This window comes from Veillonella sp. T34266-5, assembly GCF_002959815.1.
In the GTDB taxonomy this organism is placed as follows: Bacteria; Bacillota; Negativicutes; order Veillonellales; family Veillonellaceae; genus Veillonella; species Veillonella atypica.
In genome coordinates this window covers 1-21,525 of the sequence record NZ_PPCZ01000005.1, presented here as the reverse complement: position 1 = coordinate 21,525, position 21,525 = coordinate 1, and the positions used below count along the sequence as shown (strand labels likewise).

Here is a 21,525-nt window from a genome sequence, read left to right as displayed (position 1 = left end):
CTTATACACCCCCTATGGTCAAGGAAATTTCCATACCAAATATTTCGCTAAAATAGATAGAGTCTCGATTAAATGTCCACCATTCAAGAGAAATATTTTCCTTTGTCCGTACGTGAACAATTAATTCTTTATCCTTCTCTTCTAATCGTATCTCGTCTATTTTTTGATTACTTCCCGCATCTAATGAACAGGCTACACGGACGATAGCAACAAGCTTTGTAACCTGTATTTTTTGTAATTCTGTTAGCACTCTAAAGTAATCATCATCATCTGAAGGTGTCCCTTTATAGTGGTAATAAACTACATTCGCAACTACTTGTTTTTCTTCCTCTGAAAGTCCAAATATATCAGTTCCCATGACGATATGATAGGCATGCTCGCCATGATTTCTAAGGCTTACAAATTTACCAACAGAACACAAGATTGCCGCTATGCGACACAAATATCCCCACCGTTCTGGCAAGCCTTTATGACGCAATGCATTACAAAAGGCTAAACTAAAACGTTCAACCTCCCTATCATGTATAGAATCCGTGTGATAACGAGCCGCTATAGCACGTGCTAAGTCAGCATTTTGCTCACGCAACTGATACATATACGGATGATTTTCAGATTCTACACCGTAAAACCAACTAATACCTTGTGAAAAAGAATAACTACTAAATATCAAAGACTCTGGTTGAATCGCATTAATGATTTCTGCAAACAAAATCATTGTAGGCATAAGAATATTAGCTTTAAATTCCGGTATCTTATACCGATTCATCAATTTGGTGGCCGTAATACCATCAAAGGAGTCTACTAGCTCTTTAAATTGCTGTGGGTTAATTGTTGTAATAGGTTCACTATCACTATATCCCATCAATTGTAAGATTAAACGTGCTTCATCACCGGAAAATATGACATTCTTAATATTAAATAATTGCAATTCTTCTCGCAATGGACTAATCATACGATGCAAATATTCTGTAATAGCAGTGCTAAACGATATAGAAGCCCTTTGATTTCTGTTAAAAGACTCCATAACACGGAGAGAACCACTATGCATGTTTTGTTGGAATAACAAAGATGCTCCTCTCCAAGCCGTTAGACCAACCCCTCCAGATGTAACGTCTGCAAAGAGACAGGCTGTATCCTCATCTGTCGCCTTATGATGGTACATCATTTCGTAATATACAAGGGCGTACTTAAAATATACCTCTTTAGGCATATCTATCACTTCAACACGCATGCCAGTTTGTATAAAAATCTGATCCAATATAGCCCTTCTATTAGTAGCCTCCCGAATTACGGTAGTGCCATATAAACGGCATCTAGACACACCATAATCAGCCATTAATTGTTTATAGCCCTTAAGAATGTCACAAATCTCTTCAATCGTTTTAAAGCTAAGACGTGAAGTTTGAAATAATTCTTCTCCAAAGGTCACTTCTCGAGCTGCATAATCGATGACACGCACATCATCAATACTTTTGTATTCTAATATTGTAATGCTCATGCTACTAGACCCAACATGTAAAATAGCATATCTGAGCACTTTTGATAATGTCATACCTACCTCCTACTGAGGGGACCACTCAATTTCTAACTGACGTTTAAATTCCTTTTTAAAAGGCTTCACTAATTTTTCAACAGCCCCTTTTGTTATATCAATATCACGATGCTTTGGAAACTGTATAATTAAATGCATCTCATCTGGACTAATGCGACTATCTAAATTCATAACCAGCTGTTCATGGCTTTCATCAAGAGCCTCAGCAATAGCTAGAATAATTGACAACTTTTGCCCTATTGAACGCTGCTCATCATCCAGTAGTCTACCGTACAAGAAGTTTTTATATTCCTTAGGTGTTAAACCATGCGAATTCATAACGAGAAACGCACTAAAAGCCTGTTCAATATGTGTCATTCCGTATAGATTACTGTTAACCAGCATATAGCAACCATGTCGAGCATGACTATAATAGTTCACACGTTTGCCAATATCATGCAATAATGATGCTACTTGCAAACAACGGCGCAGCGCATTATCGCCCTTATGCAAGGACCACCATTGTTCAAATAATGTATCAGCTAATCTGCAAATATATTTAGCATGAACGAGCTCATGACGTGTCATCTCCAATAAAACATTTTCTGCAGAGTGAATCAATATATCTGGAATAATAGGATTACCACCTAAATAGTTATGCCCATAATAATCATAAAATAAACCTTCTCGAAGGCCAGAACCACCTACGACTAAGGTTTTACAATTCACATAATTAAATAATTCATAGACGATACTCATTCCCGCAATTATGATATCAGCTCGCTCGGATGAAAGACCATTTATTTTTTTGCGTTGCCCTAACGGTTTAGATCTGACCTCATCCAATAATTCTGTAAAACGATGGTATGGAATCTCATAATTATGTAATTTAGTAATAGGATACGATAATTTACGTTGATCCATTTTAGCTATATTTCGTGCAGTACCACCAATACCTAACAGAGGCATTTTAGTGTTCTTAAGCCAAGGCTGTTCCTCTATGGCCTTTCTAATGGCCTTAATCATTTTATTGTATTCTTTGTCTGTAAACTCATCGCCCTTCTGATAGGTTCCGGTTAATGTTAAAGCACCAATAGGTAAGCTAACAGACTGTTCAATTTGACGATTTCTTACTAATGTAATTTCAGTACTGGCTCCGCCTAAGTCAAAAATAACAAAATCCTTGAGACCAATCGTATTAATAACACCCAAAAAGCCTAAACGAGCCTCTTCTTCTCCTGAAATACATTCTAAATCAAGCCCAGTCTCACGTTTCACGGTTTCAATAAATTCATCACCATTTTTAGCTAATCGAACAGCTGCTGTAGCAACAGCTTTAATAGAATTTACCTCAAGCGCTTTTGCCATATGTACATAAGACTGTAGCGACACTAAGGCACGATTCATAGCAGGTTCTGTCAGTTTATGATTGCCCCACATATTTTCGCTTAAGCGAATGGAATTTTTTTCCTGATAAATTAAGCGATAACTACCTGTATCTGATATTTCATAAATAACGAATCGAATGGAATTCGATCCTAAGTCAATAAATGCAATGCGTTCCATCTTATCATCCTTTGTAAGCCCAAATCGATATAGACTATATATGTTAGTATACCATAGAAAAACGCGATCCTTTCTACGAAAGAATCGCGTCCTACCAAGGATATATGTATAACCCATAATTAGTCCACATATATCCTATAACTAGCAGTATTTATTTTATTCCAAATACACGTTTGCCATTTTCATAAGCAATCGAAGCAAACTCATCTACATCCATACCGCGTAAGGATGCAATTTCCTGAGCCACAAATTGTGTTTTACTCGGATCATTACGACGGCCTCTAAATGGAGGTGGTGTTAAATACGGAGAATCCGTTTCAATAAGAATACGATCTAGTGGCACTTGTTTAGCAACCTCTTTTAAATTCGTAGACTTTGGAAATACAACAGGTCCAGCAAAGGATATATAGAATCCCAATTTAATAGCCTCTTTAGCCATCTCCCAACTACCGGAATAACAATGGAAAATCCCCCAATTGTCCTTGCCTTCGTTGCGTAAAATATCCATGATATCACCATGAGCATCACGGTCATGAATGATAATAGGCAAATCTACCTCTCGAGCCAACTCGAGTTGACGTATAAACACCTTCTTTTGCGTTGGTCTATCAGAGAAATCATAGTAATAATCAAGGCCAATTTCACCGATAGCACGGACCTTATCATTGTGCAAGGCTAACTCTTTAAAATATTCGTAGTCATCATCAGTAAAATTTTTTGCTTCGTGAGGATGTGTCCCTACTGCAGCATACAAACGGTCATCAGTTTCAGCCAATGCAACACCTGATTCAACAGTTTGTCTATCAACACCAGGAATCATAATGTATTCAACGCCTGCATCAAAACAAGCTTGTAACATATCAGCTCTATCATTATCAAAACGGTTATCGTTAATATGTGCATGTGTATCAAAGAGTTTCATTATTTTACAATGCTCCCTGCTGGTAATGATTCAATATTGGTAACTTCTAAATGTTCTTCCCAATCAGAAGCGGATAGAATCATACCATAAGATTCTATGCCCATCATCTTTTTAGGGCTCAAGTTTGCCAAATAAATTACCTTTTTACCAACCATAGATTCTGGTTCGTAATATTGAGATATACCACTTAATACAGTGCGTTCTTCAAGGCCAATATCCAATACAAATTTCAATAATTTTTTAGACTTAGGTACCTTTTCACAACTTACAACCTTAGCTACACGAAGATCCAATTTTTCAAAATCATCATAGCTAATGTTTTCTTTTAAAGGTGGAATATTCGATGTATCAACAGATTCTGTAGTTTTTTCTTCTACAGCAGTGATATCTACCATTTCTGGAACTTCAAAACGTGGATAAATCGGTTCACCTTTTACGACCTTTGTACCAGTTGGAATACCACCCCATGTGCGTACATCATCCAATTGGACATGCTCAAAACCACCTAGTCCCAATTGTTCCCAAATTTTTGGAGCCCCTACAGGAATAACAGGACTTACGAGAACAGCGATGATACGTAAACTTTCAGCAAGATGATACATAACGGATTGCAAACGACGTACATCTGCCTCTTCAGAGCTCTTAGCCAATACCCAAGGCATAGTTTCATCGATATATTTATTCATACGGCTGATAAAAGCCCATACTGTTTTAAGAGCCTTATTTAATTCCATAGCTTCCATTTGAGCTTCAAAATCTGCAACCGTTTGTTCTGCCAAGGAAGAAATTTCTTTATCTAAATCATCTACATCATCAGTTTTTGTGATGATGCCACCATGATATTTTTCAATCATCGCAATAGTACGATTTAAAAGATTACCTAAATCATTGGATAAATCCGCATTAATTTTGGTTACAAAGTTAGGCAATGTGAAGTTTCCATCATGGCCTAATGTAATTTCACTTAACAAATAATAACGCAAAGAATCAGCACCATATGTATCAATCAATGGATTTGGATCGATAACATTACCTAGAGATTTACTCATCTTGGTACCATCTACAATCATCCATCCGTGGCCAAATACCTTTTTAGGCAATGGCAACTCAAGGCTCATGAGCATCATAGGCCAAATGATAGTGTGGAAACGAACAATTTCCTTCCCCACCAAATGAAGATCTGCTGGCCAGAATTTCTTATATAGTTCACCATCCCCATCGAAAGGAGATAATGCACTAATATAGTTTACTAATGCATCGAACCAAACATACACAACGTGTTTCGGATCGAATGGAACCTTAATCCCCCAGTCAAAAGATGTACGAGAAACAGCCAAATCCTCAAGACCTTGTTTTACGAATTGAATCATTTCATTGCGACGAGATTCAGGTTGAATAAAATCAGGATTTTCTTCGATGAATTTCAACCATTGATCTGTATATTTACCAAGTTTAAAGAAGTAGCTTTCCTCTTTAACGCGCTCTACAGGACGTCCACAATCTGGACAGGTATGATTTTCACCAAGTTTTTGTTCAGTCCAGAAGGATTCGCAAGGTGTACAATACCAACCTTCATATTCTGCTTTGTAAATATCGCCTTTTTCGTAAGCTTTCGTAAATAATTCTTGGACTACCTTTTCATGACGTGCATCGGTAGTGCGAATAAAATCATCATTGGAAATATGCATTTTTTCCCATAATGCTTTAAATCCATTTACAATATTAGTCGTATACTCTAATGGTGTAATACCTTGTGCCTCAGCAGCACGTTGAATTTTTTGGCCATGTTCATCAGAGCCAGTTAAAAATCGTACATCATAACCAGCTAAACGTTTAAAACGAGCAATTGTATCAGCTACAGATGTACAATATGTATGACCTATGTGCAATTTAGCACTAGGATAATAAATTGGAGTTGTAATATAAAATGTCTTCTTTGTATCGCCCATCATAATCTCCTTCTATTCATCACTTGTGAAAGTGTTATCGCTCTACAATATTATAAACCTCACGGCGAGAAACGCCAAAGCGTTTTGCTACTTCGCGAATAGCTTCCTTCTTTGGTACTCCTGTTTCTACTAATTCAGCTACGGCTGCTTCATAGGATATAGGTTGTTCTTCCTTATCATCAGTCGGTTCACCCGTCTCACAACCGCCTATCACTAAGACAAATTCGCCCTTATAGATAATTTGATCTAAGTCATCACAAATGGAAGCTAAATCACTGCGTAAAAAGGTTTCAAACTTTTTAGTGACCTCGCGAGCAATTGTAATTGGTCGATTGCCAAAGGCCTCATACATATCACAGAGAACCTCTTGTAAACGATGAGGTGCTTCATAAAATATTAACGTTCCTCGTTGTTTCGCCATAAGCTGAAGAGCATCATTGCGATGTTTTCCACGCTTTGGTAAAAAACCGAAGAATGTAAATTGTTTAGTATCTAAATCAGATGCAATAAGCGCCGTTAACGCTGCATTAGCACCCGGTAAGGGTACAACGGATATATCTTGTGCAATGGCCTTCGATGCAAGATCTGCACCAGGGTCAGATATAGCAGGCATGCCCGCATCACTAACACAAGCAATATTCTTACCGTCTAATAACATCTCTATAATAACAGTTCCTTTTTCTTCCTTATTATGTTCATGATAAGAAATCAAAGGCTTACTAATTTCAAAATGCTTTAACAGTATACCGGTGTGCCGTGTATCTTCGGCTGCAATAGCATCAACCTCTCCCAGTATCCGTACAGCACGATATGTCATATCCTCTAGATTGCCAATGGGCGTAGGCACTAAATACAAGGTGCCCTTGTTATTTTCGTTCATACCAACGAGACACCTCCTCCGTGTACACATTAGGTTGGCTATATACGATTAATGGCGGCTCAACGATTACCCCTTGTTCACCGCCCTTTATGGCCTCAATCAAAACGATTTTAGCCGGTTTATGAATCATACCATGAACCATGCGTATTCGTTTAACAGCAAATCCAACCGCTGTTAATGCATGTATGAGCTCTGATAAACGAGGTGCACTATATACCATCCATAAACGCCCCTTATTTTTGATTAATCGCGAGGCCGCTTTACATACATCATCAATAGAAGTACACCTGTCATGTAATGCTAAGCAACGATGATTATCATTAGGTATTTCACCTCGTCGATGATCGAAATAAGGAGGATTCACTAGAACACCATCAAAAGGTTTGGAACCAAATTGCTGATAATTCATAGTGCGATAATCACCTTGAAGTATGGATATAACATTGGATTTATGATTATATAGAACACTGCGTTCAGCCATGTTAGCCATTACATCATTAATCTCAACACCTGTAATATGACCAGCACCTAGAGATGTACCTATTAACGGTAATACCCCTGTACCTGTGCCTAAGTCTATATACCGATGACGCTGATTAAATCGGCAAAAATGAACCAATGCAATAGCATCAAAGGAAAAGCGAAATTGATCTTGCCGCTGATATATCTTTAAATCATCGATAATCAAATCATCGAGTTGCTCTTGATTATTCATCTGGCAATGCCACATCAGACCATTTTAAATCGATGGTTCGACCTGCCTCCAACTGAACCTTAACTGTATGTTTATGATAATTTACCTTGAGAACCTTGCCGATACCTTCATCAGTTACGACCTCTTTACCGATACCTGGTGGCTCTACGTCGCGAGGCGATGGTGTTCTATCCTTCTTTACATAAAGGTCTCCACCCTTTTTATATAAATCGTCTTCATAGTTTAAACAACACATAAGTCGACCACATACACCAGAAATCTTAGTCGGATTCAAGCTTAAATTTTGATCCTTAGCCATGCGAATCGATACCGGTGAGAAATCTCCTAAAAAGTTAGAACAACATAAAGGTCTGCCACAGGCACCTATGCCATTTAACACTTTAGCTTCATCTCGGACACCTACTTGACGTAACTCAATACGCGTTCTAAAAACAGTGGCTAAATCTTTTACAAGTTCACGGAAATCGATGCGCCCATCGGCAGTAAAGAAGAATACAATTTTATTCATATCAAATGTGTATTCCACATTAATTAGCTTCATCGGCAATTTGCGCTTTGCAATCTTTTCTAAGCATATCGCAAAGGCTTTTTCTTCTCGTTCCTCATTCTTTTCTAATTGTTGTAAATCCTTAGGTGTGGCCTTTCTCATTACTTCTTTAACAGGCATCACCAAAGAATCCTTTGCCACCTCTTTTGGTCCAATTACAACCGTACCATATTCAACGCCACGCGCTGTCTCTACAATGACGCCATCATCGATTGTTAGAGTTTCTTCGCCAGGTAAGAAATAGTAAATCTTACCAGCCTTTTTAAATCGTACGCCAACGATGGTTACCATCTAAACCTCCTCACGAGCATCGTGAAGGGCGATACTAAGACCGTCCATCACGAGAGCGATTTTTATGTGTAACCGCAGTGCCTGTTCCGCGCGCAATGTTTCATGAGCTACAGTTGCTAAAGCGGCCATTGGCCAATGCGGTAATAATTCTAATAATACTGTCCTATGCATGGGTACTTGTAGTTGCTCTATGGTTGCACCACATTTAAGGGCCATCATATCGCGACTTAACAATCGTAACCAATGCATTAAATCCAATGCATCGTCACGGGTCAATGACTCACACCATATGGCAATTTTTGAAAACCATCGTGAATCAGAGCCTAATGTTCGCATCCATTGTATGGCTAATTCCAACATGGCTATCGTTCCCTGTTGTACTAATGCTTCCACAACAGCAGGGTTACCATGGCCCATCGAAATAGCTTCATCTATGTTTCCTGTAATACCACGTTGCTGCAATGCGTAGCGAATACTTTCATCCGAAACGGATTGAAAGCCCACACCCATACACCGTGAAATAATGGTTGGCAACACAAGATTAATCTTGTTCGTAATAATAATGAAGTACACCTGTGCCGGTGGTTCTTCAATCGTTTTTAACATGGCATTCGCCATAATAGCATTGGCCATGTGAAAGTCTTCAATGATAACGACGCGGTTTCCAAGACCAGCAACAGATAGATGATCTTGCAAAAGGGAATACCATTGTTCTACTTTTAAGGTTGATTTCATAGGACGAATCCAAAATGCATCCCCCTTATCCATATAAATAGGCAAACCTTCCGCTTCTATTTTCTTTTCACTTTCACCATTGGCAAGGCGTGCATTTTTTACCTCTTCCAGATATTCAGCCCCATTATGGCCTGAAAATACCTGCCGTCCTAAAATCAACGATGCTAACCCTATAGCCATATCAAGTTTACCGAGTCCAGCCTCTCCATAGAACAACAAGCTATGTGGTAATGTTTGCCGTTTTACCAATTCAGTTAGGTGGTTTTTAATCGTATCTTGACCGATTACATTATCAAAATATGTCATAATCCCTCCTATCCTGTCCAATATTACTATTATATAGGAAAATGGCGACTTTTTAAAGAGTCGCCATGTCCTAAGATATGTGATTTTATCTATCTCAATATCGTTTTTACCACATCGTATATGTCATTGTGTATAGATTCTATACTGCGCATAGTAAAAGTTCCAGATTCATCTTGTTGGGCACAGGAAATACGATGCCATTGATAACGTTCAACTAATTCATCATAGGCATTGTGAACAGCTTGCAAATACACTCTATTTCCTTCGTGTATATCCCCTGTCTCTCCCCCTGTTTTACCAGTTCGCTCAGACATCAAAGATTCCGTCACATCTAATGGAACATCGAGCAAACATACCACATCAGGACGAGGTAAACCAAACTTAATAAACTCAAAATCTTCTAGCCATTCTAAAAATTGAACACGTTTATCCGCATCTGTATATTTCACCATTTGATGAACCATATTCGACGTCGTATAACGGTCAGCTATAATGATGCCACCGTCATTATAAAATGATTCCCAATCCATTCTAAAGGATGCAAAACGATCGATAGCATACATAGAGCTTGCTACATAAGGATTAACCGAGTCCACCTCCGTACCAAATTGACCAGATAAATACATCTTAATAGGCATAGATGCATCACTATCATAATTGGGAAAGCTAACACTGCGCACGCGATGGCCTTCTGCTTGTAATCGTTCTACCAAGCACTTTGTTTGTGTAGCTTTGCCACTGCCATCGCCACCTTCTAGTATGATTAAAGTCCCCATTTCTACTCCTCTACAATTTGTATCGTTTCTAAGTTCATATCGGCTGCTCCATTTGGCATATACCCCAATGCACGCCGTTGTTGTATATATTGTAACACAGATTCTGTAATCTCTTCACCTACGGCTATACATGGAATACCAGGAGGATAATAAGCAATCGTTTCTCCGCAAATATGATGTAACGCCGATTCTAACATACAGGTGCTACGATTCTTGTAAAGGGCTTCCCTCGGTGTCATACGTACAACAGGAATAGGCAGAATGCTAGCTGACTGAATCGTTTCAGTACGTTCCTCTATTTGATCACCAACACGATTCATTAACGATGATTTACTGCAAATCTCATCGCTTATGGACTGCACCGCTTTTACAAGGGTTATGATAGATTCCTCTGTATCACCTATCGTGATGAGTACCAACACATGATGCGCTTGCACAAGTTCCACTTCGATATGATGAGCACGCAATCGTTTCTCGAAATCCACACCGGTAAGCCCTAATTCCTTGGCATCAATCAACACCTTTGTTACATCATAATTAGGTCTATCTACATCCTTGCTCGACATGATAGAAATGCCCTTTATGGCTTCCAATTTGCGTCGTAATTGTAAACTTAATGATACAGCACGATTTACTAAAGTGGTGCCTTTCGTAGCCAACTGATGGCGCGCCATATCAAGAGATGCTAAAAATATATAATTAGGGCTCGTACTTTGTAGCATCTGATGCATTTGTATAATACGCCGTTTGTTAATTAAATCGCCTTGCCCTAATAGCCAAGAAGTTTGTGTTAAAGAACCTACGGACTTATGCGTACTTTGTGCTACTAAATCTACACCAGCTGCAATAGCCTCAATAGGCAATGTTTCTGAAAACGGCAAATGGGGGCCATGAGCTTCATCTACAAGAACAATCATACCTCGTTTATGTGCTTCTTTTACAATATTTACAATATCTACACCTACCCCATAATAATTGGGGTAGACTAAAAGAATGGCCTTAGCCTCAGGATGTGCCTCCATTGCTTGAATAGCAGCCTCTAAGGATACCCCTAACGGAATCCCCCATCGTGTGTTGAATGTACAATCCATATATACTGGTTTTGCACCAGATAACACTAATCCACTTATAACAGAACGATGTGCTTCTCGAGGAATGATAATCGTTTCATTCGGGCCTACGGTTCCCATAATCATGGCTTCAATCAAAGCAGTGGTACCATTAATAGAGAACCAACAATAGTCAGCGCCATATAATTCAGCTGTTAAGTCTTGCGCCTCTTTTAACTCCCCTTCCGGTTCATGTAAATCATCTAGAGCATACATTACCCCTAAATCATATGGTAGTGCCGGCCCCATCCATTCTTTAAGTAACTGAGGCGCTTCTACACCAATCTTATGCCCCGGTGTATGAAATGGCATGAAATGTTGTTTTTTATATGATTCTAAAGCCTCTACAAAAGGCATTTTGTCTTGATTACTCATACATACCTCGTAAAAAGGGCATGAATCTCTATGAGACTCATGCCCTTATGCATGTTATTTATCGATGTGGACGGCGTTTAGGGTTGAATTGATTCATCCCCTTATCAATACCCACCTCTAAGGTGCCTAATACAGCTTTTGCCGTATCCTTGATACCCTTTTGTACCTTCTCTTGATTTTCTTCACTAAATGGTGCTAACACGTGGTCAATGACAGTCCATTGTGGTAACGGACGACCGATTCCAACGCGAAAACGAGGAAAGTTTTCTGTTCCTATATGGGAGATTAAGGATTTAATCCCATTATGACCACCGGAACTACCATTTGGTCGAATACGCAATTTGCCTACCGGTAAATCCATATCATCATAAATGCAATACACATCAGATGGATCAATCTTATAGTACCGCATCAATGGACCTACAGACTCACCACTTGCATTCATAAATGTTTGTGGCTTTACAAGCAATACCTTCTCGCCATCTACAGTAATACTGCAAACCTCAGCACGTTGTTCCTCTTTCCAAGGCGTGTGAGATACGCTATCTGCAATAGCATCGATAACCATAAATCCAATATTATGTTTTGTCGTTTCATATTGCTTGCCTGGATTACCAAGGCCTACTACTAATTTCAAGAATCACCTATTATTTATCAAATAAATTACTTACTGAAACTTCGTGAAAGATACGCATAATTGCTTCACCTAATAATGGAGCTACAGATAATTGCGTTACATTAGGTAATTTGCAATTTTCTGGTAATGGCATTGTATTTGTTACGATAAGCTCTTTAATATTAGAGTTTGCAATGCGTTCACTTGCTGGGTCTGTCAATACAGCATGGGTAACAGCGGCCATAACGGATTTTGCACCAAATTGTTCTAATGCTTTAGCCCCTTCTACAAGGGACCCTGCTGTATCTACAATATCATCAACAATGATGCAGTTTTTACCTTTCACATCGCCAATTAAATTCATAACCTTAGCCACGCCTGGTTCAGGACGTTTCTTTTCAATAATGGCAATTGGAGCACCAATGCGGTCAGCCAAATCGCGAGCACGTGTTACACCACCAAGGTCTGGAGATACAACGATAACATCTTCTAGATGTTTTTCATTAATGTATTTAGCTAAAATGGATGCACCGTATAAATGGTCAACTGGCACATCAAAGAAGCCTTGGATTTGACCTGCATGCAAATCAATTGTTACAAGACGTGTAATACCAGAAGTTTGCATTAAGTTAGCTACTAATTTAGCTGTAATTGGTTCACGACCGCGAGTTTTACGATCTTGACGTGCATAACCGTAGTAAGGAACTACTGCTGTAATATGACGAGCAGAAGCGCGTTTTAATGCATCAGCCATTACCATTAATTCCATTAAGTTATCATTTACAGGATAGCTAGTTGGTTGAATGATAAATACATCTTTGCCACGTACGCTTTCATCAATCATAATTTGTACTTCGCCATTATTAAAGCGACCTACAAATGCTTCACCTAAAGGCAAACCTAAATAATCACAAATTTCCTTTGCCAACTCTGGATTTGCGTTACCTGTGAAAATTTTAAGTTTTTTGCCGTCTTCAAATGCCATTTTGATACCCTTTCATTTCTCCGTAATCTTAGTTAGTTACTCAATGTATATGTAACGAAATATTACAGATATACAACCTTATTGCCTTATTATTGTATACTATTTTTCCTATCTTGTGTGAAAAATTTTTGATAAATTCTTATTTCTTTTTGAAAGTATCATCTGTAACCCAATTTTCTTTCACAATTTGCTTGCTGCGACCTACAGCTAATGCCTTATCCGGAACATTTTTAGTAATCGTAGAACCAGCTCCTACATAGCTATAATTACCAATTGTAACAGGTGCTACCAAATTACTATTACAACCTACAAATGCACCATCGCCGATAGTTGTACGATGCTTGATTTTTCCGTCATAATTTACTGTAATCGTACCACAACCGATATTGACACCAGATCCTACATCACTATCGCCAATATAAGATAGATGAGGGAATTTAGTGCCTTCCCCAACATTAGAATTTTTAACCTCTACGAAATTACCAATATGAACTTTATTGCCAATAACCGTATTAGGACGCAAATGAACATATGGACCAATATCTACGCCATCTTTTACTTCACAGTCATGACCATAGGTAAAATGAATCACTGTATTGTTGCCAACAGTTACATTTGTCAAACGTGTATGAGGTCCAATTTCACAATTTTCTCCAATCACCGTATTACCTTCTAAAACGGTACCAGGATGTAGAATTGTATCAGCTCCCACAGTAACCTCTGGTGCTACATAGGTATTATCAGGGTCAATAATCGTTACACCAGCAGTCATTAATTCTACATTTTTACGATGTTTTAAAATGGATTCTGCTTCGGCCAATTGCAAACGAGAATTTACGCCTAATGATTCTTCAAAGTTTTCAGTCATATAAGCACTTACCTTATCGCCGCCATTTACGAGAATACCAACTACATCTGTAATATATAGTTCGCCTTGTGCATTATCATCGGATAATTGACCAAGACAAGGCCATAGTTTTTTACTATCAAAAGCATACATACCAGTGTTAACTTCTTGTACAGCTAATTCTTCTGGTTTGCCATCCTTTTGTTCCACAATACGGACTACATGACCTTCTTCGTTACGAATAATGCGACCATAACCTGTTGGATCTGGCATATGAGCTGTTAAAATTGTAGCTGCAGCTCCTGATTCAGTATGTTCTTTTAAAAGAGCTTCTAAACTTTCTTTAGTCACGAGCGGTGTATCACCACACAATAATAAAATTGTACCATCAAAAGATCCAAGTACAGGTTCCGCCATCTTTACTGCATGACCAGTACCATTTTGCTCTTCTTGACGTACAAATTCAGCACGACCTTCTAGATAGTCTTGTACTGCATTACCACCAAAGCCAACGATAACAACATCCTTATCGGTTCCAAGAGATTGAACAGTTTCTAGAACGCGTTCAACCATAGCTTTACCGCCAACTTTATGAAGTACCTTTGGCAATTTGGACTTCATTCGTGTACCCTTACCAGCTGCTAAAATAAGACTTGCAATATTCATAGTAAACTCCTATCTATCAATCGTATCAAATACAGGTTCGATGTGAATTTCATTTGTACTTTCATCAATACCATGGAACGTAAATAGTGATTCATAATCATTGATTAACTTAGGATTTGGTTCAGCGGTAGCCACAAGGACACCTGTTCCCACCACTTTGCCATTCATCTCATGTACAAGCTCTGTAAGCCCTTTAGCCGTACCTCCAGCCTTCATGAAATCATCAATAATGAGCACCTTCGCATTTTGTGGTATAGCGCGTTTAGTTAACGTCATCGTTTGAATTCGGCCAGATGAACCCGTTACATAATTAATACTAATAGCGGACCCTTCCGTAACCTTACTATCACGACGAGCGATGACAAGAGGTTTATTGAAAGCTCTAGCTACCATAACCGCTAAGGGAATCCCCTTTGTTTCTACTGTCAAAATGTAATCTGGATTGCGATCCACAAAACGAGTCATAATAATTTCGCCTAAACGCGTCATCACATGCCAATCATACAAAATATCCGACATGTAAATGAATCCACCAGGAATAATACGATCTGGTTCGCGCAAACGTTTTTGCACATCTCGTAAGATTTCATTGGCCTGCTCGCCCTTTCGATGAGGGATGAATCGAACACCGCCAGCTACACCAGCAACGGTTTCCAGAGTACCCAACTGAAAATGTTCCATCGATTGACGGACACATGTCAAATCTTCACTTACTGTAGATTTCGCCATTCCGAAAAAATCACAAAAATAATTAAGAGATATAAGTTTTTGTGGCGAATCGACCAATAATTTAGTCATTGCCACCATTCTTTCAACACGTCGAACTTTATTCATAAGCCTTCCTTTGCTGAATACTCGATTTATATTGATATTTATATTATACCATGAATTTCCGAATATTCGCATTGAGAAAATATATATAATTCGGAAAAAAGCTCTAGTCATAGACTAGAGCTTTTAACAGTTTATATATAGTTATAAGATATATACTTTTACAGTTTGACGACCAAATCGTAAAGCTTCTGCTCGAGAATTAAAGGCTAAGTCAATACGACTACCTTTAATAGCCCCGCCAACATCATCAGCTACGGCATAGCCATAACCTTCGATAAACATTTTTGTACCTAGTGGAATAATCCGTGGATCCACCGAAGCAATCCCTTTTTTCAAGCGACTGCCAGTAGCCGTATAATTGCTATTTCCAGGGTCCTGAGCACTATATGCACTAGCATGCATCGTCATAACGCGTACATACTTATTGGGAACCCCATTATGACTACGCGAAATGGCGGAATCGCCAAAACGAGTTTCTTCTTTTTCTAAAGCGCTCATCGTAGCCGTTCCTACACGACCATCTACAGTTAGGCCCTTGGCTTTTTGGAATTTGCGTACTGCTAATTCAGTGTTGCGCCCAAAAATACCATCTGCTGAACCCTTAAGATATCCTTGATGCACTAACATGGTTTGAATTTTCTGTACATGATGACCTCGTTGTCCCTTATCAACTGACTTCGTTTGTGCGAAGGCCATCATATTAGTCATACATAGCACAGTACATAGTATTAAAATTCTCTTAATCATGTACATTCCCCTTTATTGCTTAACTTAGCAATTATGATATACCCCAATATGACATTCTTTTCGTTTAGCCCCTACAATTCGTAAGTAGCCATAACCAATGATAGCAGAAATAATGGAACCTATCAATACGCCGCCCTTAGCCATCTCTTGCGCATGACCTGGATCATAGGCCAAAACAGACACGAATATACTCATGGTAAAACCAATACCACACACAATGGAAGTGCCATATATAAACTTCCAATTGGCTTCTGCAGGCATAGGAACAATACCTAATTTAATCATCCCAAACATAGCGCCAAAAATACCAATTTGTTTACCTAAAATTAGGCCTAATGCAACGCCTAGTACAACTGGATGACTTAAATCAGCCATGCCAAATCCATCAAGGTTAACACCAGCGTTAAAGAATGCGAAAATAGGAACAATAACAAAACTTACCCAGTTGGATAAATAATGTTCCCAGTGTTGCATCGGTCTCACATATTTTTTACCGATTTTGCCGCGTTCTGGTATTGTCATCGCAAGAATTACACCCGCCATCGTAGCATGTAAACCAGACCGTAAAATACAGTACCATAAAATAACACCGAGAATAATGTATGATAAGGACCGTACATAGCCGGTTCGATTACAATAAATCAATAGCCCCGTCACAATAACGGATGCCACTAAATAAAATAGATTAATACTTGCTGCATAGAATATGGCAATGACGATAATCGCAATTAAGTCATCAATAACGGCCAAAGCTGTCAAGAACACTTTCATAGAATTAGGTACGCGAGAACCTAATGCAGTAATAACGCCAATGGCAAACGCAATATCAGTGGCCGTCGGAATTGCCCATCCATGGACATATACATCATTGGATCCTGCTATAAGATAGAAAATAATAGCCGGTACAATAACCCCAAATAAAGCAGCAATACCTGGCATGATGCGCTTGGCATTTGTGTTTAATTCACCGCTTACCAATTCACGTTTTACTTCTAATCCTACAAAAAGAAAGAAGATAGCCATCAATGCATCATTAACCCATTCCATGGCAGTTAAAGGTCCCAATGGCAAATTGACTAATGACATGTATTGTGTCGCCAAAGGAGAATTGGCAACGATTAAAGCAATAATTGTAGCTCCTAGTAATACAGTAGTTGCAGCACCAGGAGAACGTAAGAATACAAATATCCGTTCCATATGATTCCTTCCTAATATTCTTAACTCACTATTTATTTCTAGCCGTTCTAATTTTATATGCTACTGATAAAACGGTAGCACCTAATAAACCAGATATAATAGATCCAATAAAAATACCAATTTTAGACATTTCTTGAGTTACACCAGGCGGGAATGCCAAAGTGGCCACAAACAAACTCATGGTAAAACCGATACCACAAACGATAGCAGTACCATACACCTCAGGCCATGTCGTATTCGTCGGCATCTTAATAATCTTAGATTGTACTAATACGTAAACAGCAGAGAAAATACCAAGCTGTTTCCCCAAGATAAGGCCTAATGAAACACCTAAAACAACCGGGTGGAACAAATGATCTACAGAAACATCTGAGAAGGATACACCAGCATTTAAAAAGCTAAATAGAGGAATAATCAAAAAATTAACCCAATTTTTCAGTTTATCCGCCCATGCGTGCATAGGATACACTGTCTCGCCATCCAACTTACCCGTTGCAGGAATAGTCATAGCTAACACAACACCAGCGATAGTGGCATGAACACCAGATTTTAAAACAAAATACCAAAGAACGGCACCTAGTACACCATATAAAACTGGTCTTACATAGCCTTGTTTATTGGTATACCACAATGCACCTGTCACAATAGCAGCAACGATTAAATGAGGAAAATCTATACCACCACCATAAAATATAGCAATAACTATAATAGCAATTAAATCATCGATAACGGCCAATGCAGAAAGGAATGCCTTCATCGCTTGTGATACACGTTTACCAAGCATCATAATGACACCAATTGCAAAGGCAATATCGGTAGCAGTAGGTATTCCCCAACCATGCGTATATTCTGGTACAGATCCAGCAATTAAGAAGTAAACTAACGCAGGTGTTACCACCCCGGCAAATGCAGCTAAAACTGGTAACAATCTCTTTGAGTTGGTGTTTAGCTCACCGGAAATCATTTCAGTCTTAATTTCAATCCCTACATATAGGAAAAATAAAGCCATAAGACCGTCATTTACCCACTCCAATACATCCATTGGACCTAAATAAATATGCATGAGAGAAAAATACTGTTCAGCTATTGGCGAGTTTGCAGTTATAACACCAAGAATCGCAGCAAGTAATAGCATAATACCGCCAGATGATTCAGACTGAATAAATGCTTTAATATATTTCATAGTAACTTCCACTTTCTCAATCATAATATAAATACAGGTTTTAACACATAAAAAACCTAGTTAATATATATTATTATATCATTTTAGTTCGAAATCAATCAATAAACTAATGATGAAGCACGCTGATTAGATACAGGAAGAATATAATAACTTAATGATTAAATCCTCTAATTAAAGAAATAAAAAATACAACTAGAGGAATAGTTAAACAAATACCTGCTATAGTATTTGTAACTGGATTGGACCAAAGTGGCATAATAAATCCAAGTAATACTAAGGTACCACAACAGATTGGTGTACGCCAAACATATTTTATCTCAGCTGATACTTTAGATTCTGTAGCACTAGCTCTGCCAAATTTCTTTTTAATAGTCATAATAATACCAGTCACAATGCCTACAATAAGAACAATATCCCAGATGGCCCATAATATTTTAAGAGCCATCGTATTATGATTATGAATATGGAGATTAATCATTGTAGTCATGCCCGTAAAATACCAGGGGATATTTTTTGTAGAATACATATCCTTAGTAGAATCAGTATATAAATTAGCATAGACTGGTTGGCCCAAGAACATAGCTGGATCATCATCATTTTCAGCACCTAAATAAAATGCATAATGATGATCATTAAATTTAGATGGATAATCCATAGATATAAGCTGACGATCTGGGTATGCTTTCATAATTCGAGAGATAGCTTCAGATGGTTGTAAAATGTCAGATTGACCAACTGAAAGTTCTTGCTTTGCAGTGTGTAGTACATCTGCATTATAGCTGTCATTAGCAATAAAAAATCCACCTATCCATACACCTGTAATGCATAATATGAATCCCCATACAGTAGCAACCATAGCAAATTCTCGATGTAATGTACTTAATTTCATATAGTTAGACAATACAGTAGATTTGGCAAAGCTTTTACGAAATGGACCATATAAAAAAACACCAGAAATAATAGATAACCCACATACTAAAGATAAAATCGTTACAATATAAATTCCTGTTTTACCAAGGTCTAATCGAGTATGTAGTTGATGAAGTGTGTGTAATACACTTCGAACCCAAGGATGTGCAGGCGTTTCATGATGCGTAGTAATAAGCCCCTTTGTTTCAGGGTTATATAATGCATAATCCCCTCCCATCCCCATACGCGCTGGAGGTGCTACGGTAGCTGATGACTCAATAATACGATACCGTAAAAGATGTGAAGCACCCATGGCAGGAGAAATATTTAAAATATCCTTTGACGGATATTTTGCCTTAACTAGTAGAGCCCCTTCATCTGCATAATCAAAAATAGTGGGCTCTTCTTGCCCCATAGCCATTGAAGTTGAAGTATGGTTCGTTCCCCCTTGAGCCCACACATTTAATTCAGTTCTGAACATAAGGACAAGACCTGTAATACAGAACATTAAGAAAAATAGCACAGAAACTATAGATAACCATTTATGAATTTTATAAATTTTTGACATACATATGCCTCCTTCCTCATTATTTTATACATCCATTTTGGTAGTAATACAATACAATTACCACTATGGGTATATATATAGTATAATTAACTGTACTTGAATAAAAAGATTAATATATGATACAATATGTACATCATGCGGGCGTAGTTCATCGGTAGAATGCGAGCTTCCCAAGCTTGAGAGGAGGGTTCGATTCCCTTCGCCCGCTCCATACATAAAATTCCGTGATGTGATATGCGTCATGGTTATTTTTTTGTATAAAGATATAATAAATACAGATTTGTATTGTATATTTGTTACAAGGAGTATTCCATGAAATTAAGCGCAAGAAATCAATTAAAAGGTACAATCATTGAAATTCAAGAAGGTGCTGTAAATGCAATTGTAAAAATTAATGTAGGTAACGATAACATTCTTACAGCTGATATTACAGTTCAATCCGTTAAAGACTTAGGCTTAGCAGTTGGCAAAGAAGTTGTGGCTGTTATTAAATCCACTAGCGTAATGGTTGGTGTAGAAATCATAACCACCCGTAGAACGGGTGGTTTGCTCTGACCCTATAAGGGTCTTTCTCTAGTGGTGGCCCTCTAAAGAGGGCATTGAATGATCTGACAACCACTCTATTACCACTGGCTGCCCCCTACTCGGGGGCTTTTATTTTGCCTATTTTACTGGCTCACCCGTAAACGGGTCGGTGTATTCTTTAAAGTTTAATGTATCTTGCGCTATATCCTCTTGTAGTTGATTGCGAATATACTCTTTTATCGCTCCTTCATATCGTCCTACCGTATCCACATAATATCCTCTACACCAGAAATGTCTATTTCCATACTTATATTTTAAATTTGCGTGTTTATCGAATATCATGAGGCTACTTTTGCTTTTTAAATATCCCATAAAACTTGATACACTTAAATGTGGTGGAATAGTTACTAGCATATGAATATGATCCGGACAGCATTCTGCCTCTATAATCTCTACATTTTTTCTATTACATAAATCTCTTAAAATTTTACCTACATCAGCTTTTATCCGACCATAAATTATTTGTCTTCTATACTTTGGTGCAAAAACAATATGATATTTACATCTCCATTTACTATGTGATAAGCTTTTTACGTCATTCATTGACATTGAACCTCCTATGTTGAAATGTTGTGGTTGCCAGACCAACTTTATTTTACCACTAGGAGGTTCTTTCCTTTTCTCTAAGAATTTTTTACCGACCCCCAGTTTAACTGGGGGTTTAGTCATGCCTATTCGGCGCACAA

20 protein-coding genes and 1 tRNA gene are annotated in these 21,525 nt (G+C 38.1%); 2 read left to right on the top strand and 19 right to left on the bottom strand.

All coding sequences use genetic code 11. The annotated features are described in order from the left end of the window. Nucleotide 1: 1 nt before the first annotated feature. The 18 genes from VIHSUH07_RS02965 to VIHSUH07_RS02880 all read right to left on the bottom strand — a co-directional run bounded on the left by VIHSUH07_RS02965 (nucleotide 2) and on the right by VIHSUH07_RS02880 (nucleotide 20,254). Nucleotides 2-1,552, bottom strand: a complete 1,551-nt coding sequence (locus VIHSUH07_RS02965; RefSeq protein ID WP_009660900.1) for a Ppx/GppA phosphatase family protein — start codon at nucleotides 1,550-1,552, stop codon at nucleotides 2-4. 9 nt (nucleotides 1,553-1,561) lie between these two features. Beyond that, on the bottom strand, nucleotides 1,562-3,097 hold the full coding sequence (locus tag VIHSUH07_RS02960; RefSeq protein ID WP_105083856.1) for a Ppx/GppA phosphatase family protein: 1,536 nt from the start codon (nucleotides 3,095-3,097) through the stop codon (nucleotides 1,562-1,564). Nucleotides 3,098-3,248: 151 nt separating this feature from the next. After that, nucleotides 3,249-4,019 carry a TatD family hydrolase gene (locus tag VIHSUH07_RS02955; protein ID WP_105083855.1) on the bottom strand — a complete coding sequence of 257 codons (771 nt, stop codon included), beginning with the start codon at nucleotides 4,017-4,019 and terminating at the stop codon, nucleotides 3,249-3,251. Beyond that, entirely contained in the window at nucleotides 4,019-5,968 is a 1,950-nt protein-coding gene (gene metG, locus VIHSUH07_RS02950) for a methionine--tRNA ligase (protein WP_105083854.1), read from the bottom strand. Before metG ends, VIHSUH07_RS02955 begins: the two co-directional genes overlap by 1 nt. Nucleotides 5,969-6,002: 34 nt before the next feature. Continuing rightward, nucleotides 6,003-6,848, bottom strand: a complete 846-nt coding sequence (gene rsmI, locus VIHSUH07_RS02945) for a 16S rRNA (cytidine(1402)-2'-O)-methyltransferase (RefSeq protein ID WP_105083853.1) — start codon at nucleotides 6,846-6,848, stop codon at nucleotides 6,003-6,005. Then, nucleotides 6,835-7,563, bottom strand: a complete 729-nt coding sequence (locus tag VIHSUH07_RS02940; protein WP_105083852.1) for a tRNA1(Val) (adenine(37)-N6)-methyltransferase — start codon at nucleotides 7,561-7,563, stop codon at nucleotides 6,835-6,837. Before VIHSUH07_RS02940 ends, rsmI begins: the two co-directional genes overlap by 14 nt. Beyond that, nucleotides 7,556-8,401 (bottom strand): PSP1 domain-containing protein, encoded by an 846-nt coding sequence (locus VIHSUH07_RS02935; protein ID WP_005382480.1) that lies wholly within the window; start codon nucleotides 8,399-8,401, stop codon nucleotides 7,556-7,558. The genes VIHSUH07_RS02940 and VIHSUH07_RS02935 overlap by 8 nt, the downstream gene beginning before the upstream one ends. Beyond that, the gene (locus tag VIHSUH07_RS02930) at nucleotides 8,402-9,442 is read right to left on the bottom strand and encodes a hypothetical protein (RefSeq protein WP_105083851.1); all 1,041 of its coding nucleotides are present in this window, start codon (nucleotides 9,440-9,442) and stop codon (nucleotides 8,402-8,404) included. 89 nt (nucleotides 9,443-9,531) lie between these two features. Next, entirely contained in the window at nucleotides 9,532-10,218 is a 687-nt protein-coding gene (locus VIHSUH07_RS02925) for a dTMP kinase (protein WP_105083850.1), read from the bottom strand. A gap of 2 nt (nucleotides 10,219-10,220) precedes the next feature. Beyond that, complete coding sequence (locus VIHSUH07_RS02920; protein WP_105083849.1) at nucleotides 10,221-11,702, bottom strand: aminotransferase class I/II-fold pyridoxal phosphate-dependent enzyme; 1,482 nt, start codon at nucleotides 11,700-11,702, stop codon at nucleotides 10,221-10,223. 58 nt (nucleotides 11,703-11,760) lie between these two features. Next, the gene (gene pth / locus VIHSUH07_RS02915; protein ID WP_105083848.1) at nucleotides 11,761-12,339 is read right to left on the bottom strand and encodes an aminoacyl-tRNA hydrolase; all 579 of its coding nucleotides are present in this window, start codon (nucleotides 12,337-12,339) and stop codon (nucleotides 11,761-11,763) included. Between the two features lie 10 nt (nucleotides 12,340-12,349). Next, nucleotides 12,350-13,303, bottom strand: coding sequence for a ribose-phosphate diphosphokinase (locus tag VIHSUH07_RS02910; RefSeq protein ID WP_105083847.1), 954 nt, complete (start codon nucleotides 13,301-13,303; stop codon nucleotides 12,350-12,352). Between the two features lie 139 nt (nucleotides 13,304-13,442). Next, the gene (glmU, locus tag VIHSUH07_RS02905) at nucleotides 13,443-14,816 is read right to left on the bottom strand and encodes a bifunctional UDP-N-acetylglucosamine diphosphorylase/glucosamine-1-phosphate N-acetyltransferase GlmU (RefSeq protein WP_105083846.1); all 1,374 of its coding nucleotides are present in this window, start codon (nucleotides 14,814-14,816) and stop codon (nucleotides 13,443-13,445) included. A 9-nt stretch (nucleotides 14,817-14,825) separates the two neighbouring features. Beyond that, nucleotides 14,826-15,650 (bottom strand): pur operon repressor, encoded by an 825-nt coding sequence (gene purR / locus VIHSUH07_RS02900; protein ID WP_105083845.1) that lies wholly within the window; start codon nucleotides 15,648-15,650, stop codon nucleotides 14,826-14,828. Between the two features lie 141 nt (nucleotides 15,651-15,791). Beyond that, entirely contained in the window at nucleotides 15,792-16,397 is a 606-nt protein-coding gene (locus VIHSUH07_RS02895) for a peptidoglycan-binding protein (RefSeq protein WP_105083844.1), read from the bottom strand. Between the two features lie 24 nt (nucleotides 16,398-16,421). After that, nucleotides 16,422-17,594 carry a Na+/H+ antiporter NhaA gene (nhaA, locus tag VIHSUH07_RS02890; RefSeq protein ID WP_105083843.1) on the bottom strand — a complete coding sequence of 391 codons (1,173 nt, stop codon included), beginning with the start codon at nucleotides 17,592-17,594 and terminating at the stop codon, nucleotides 16,422-16,424. Nucleotides 17,595-17,622: 28 nt separating this feature from the next. Continuing rightward, a complete protein-coding gene (gene nhaA / locus VIHSUH07_RS02885; protein ID WP_105083842.1) occupies nucleotides 17,623-18,777 on the bottom strand; it encodes a Na+/H+ antiporter NhaA in 1,155 nt (384 codons plus the stop codon). A 151-nt stretch (nucleotides 18,778-18,928) separates the two neighbouring features. Beyond that, nucleotides 18,929-20,254, bottom strand: coding sequence for a PepSY-associated TM helix domain-containing protein (locus VIHSUH07_RS02880; protein WP_105083841.1), 1,326 nt, complete (start codon nucleotides 20,252-20,254; stop codon nucleotides 18,929-18,931). Nucleotides 20,255-20,391: 137 nt separating this feature from the next. Here VIHSUH07_RS02880 and VIHSUH07_RS02875 point away from each other — a divergent pair. Beyond that, nucleotides 20,392-20,465: transfer RNA gene (locus VIHSUH07_RS02875), tRNA-Gly, on the top strand. A gap of 101 nt (nucleotides 20,466-20,566) precedes the next feature. Continuing rightward, entirely contained in the window at nucleotides 20,567-20,809 is a 243-nt protein-coding gene (locus VIHSUH07_RS02870; RefSeq protein ID WP_105083840.1) for a TOBE domain-containing protein, read from the top strand. 108 nt (nucleotides 20,810-20,917) lie between these two features. Here the strand turns inward: VIHSUH07_RS02870 and tnpA are convergent, their stop codons facing one another. Beyond that, a complete protein-coding gene (gene tnpA / locus VIHSUH07_RS02865) occupies nucleotides 20,918-21,382 on the bottom strand; it encodes an IS200/IS605 family transposase (protein WP_005375295.1) in 465 nt (154 codons plus the stop codon). Nucleotides 21,383-21,525 lie beyond the last annotated feature (143 nt).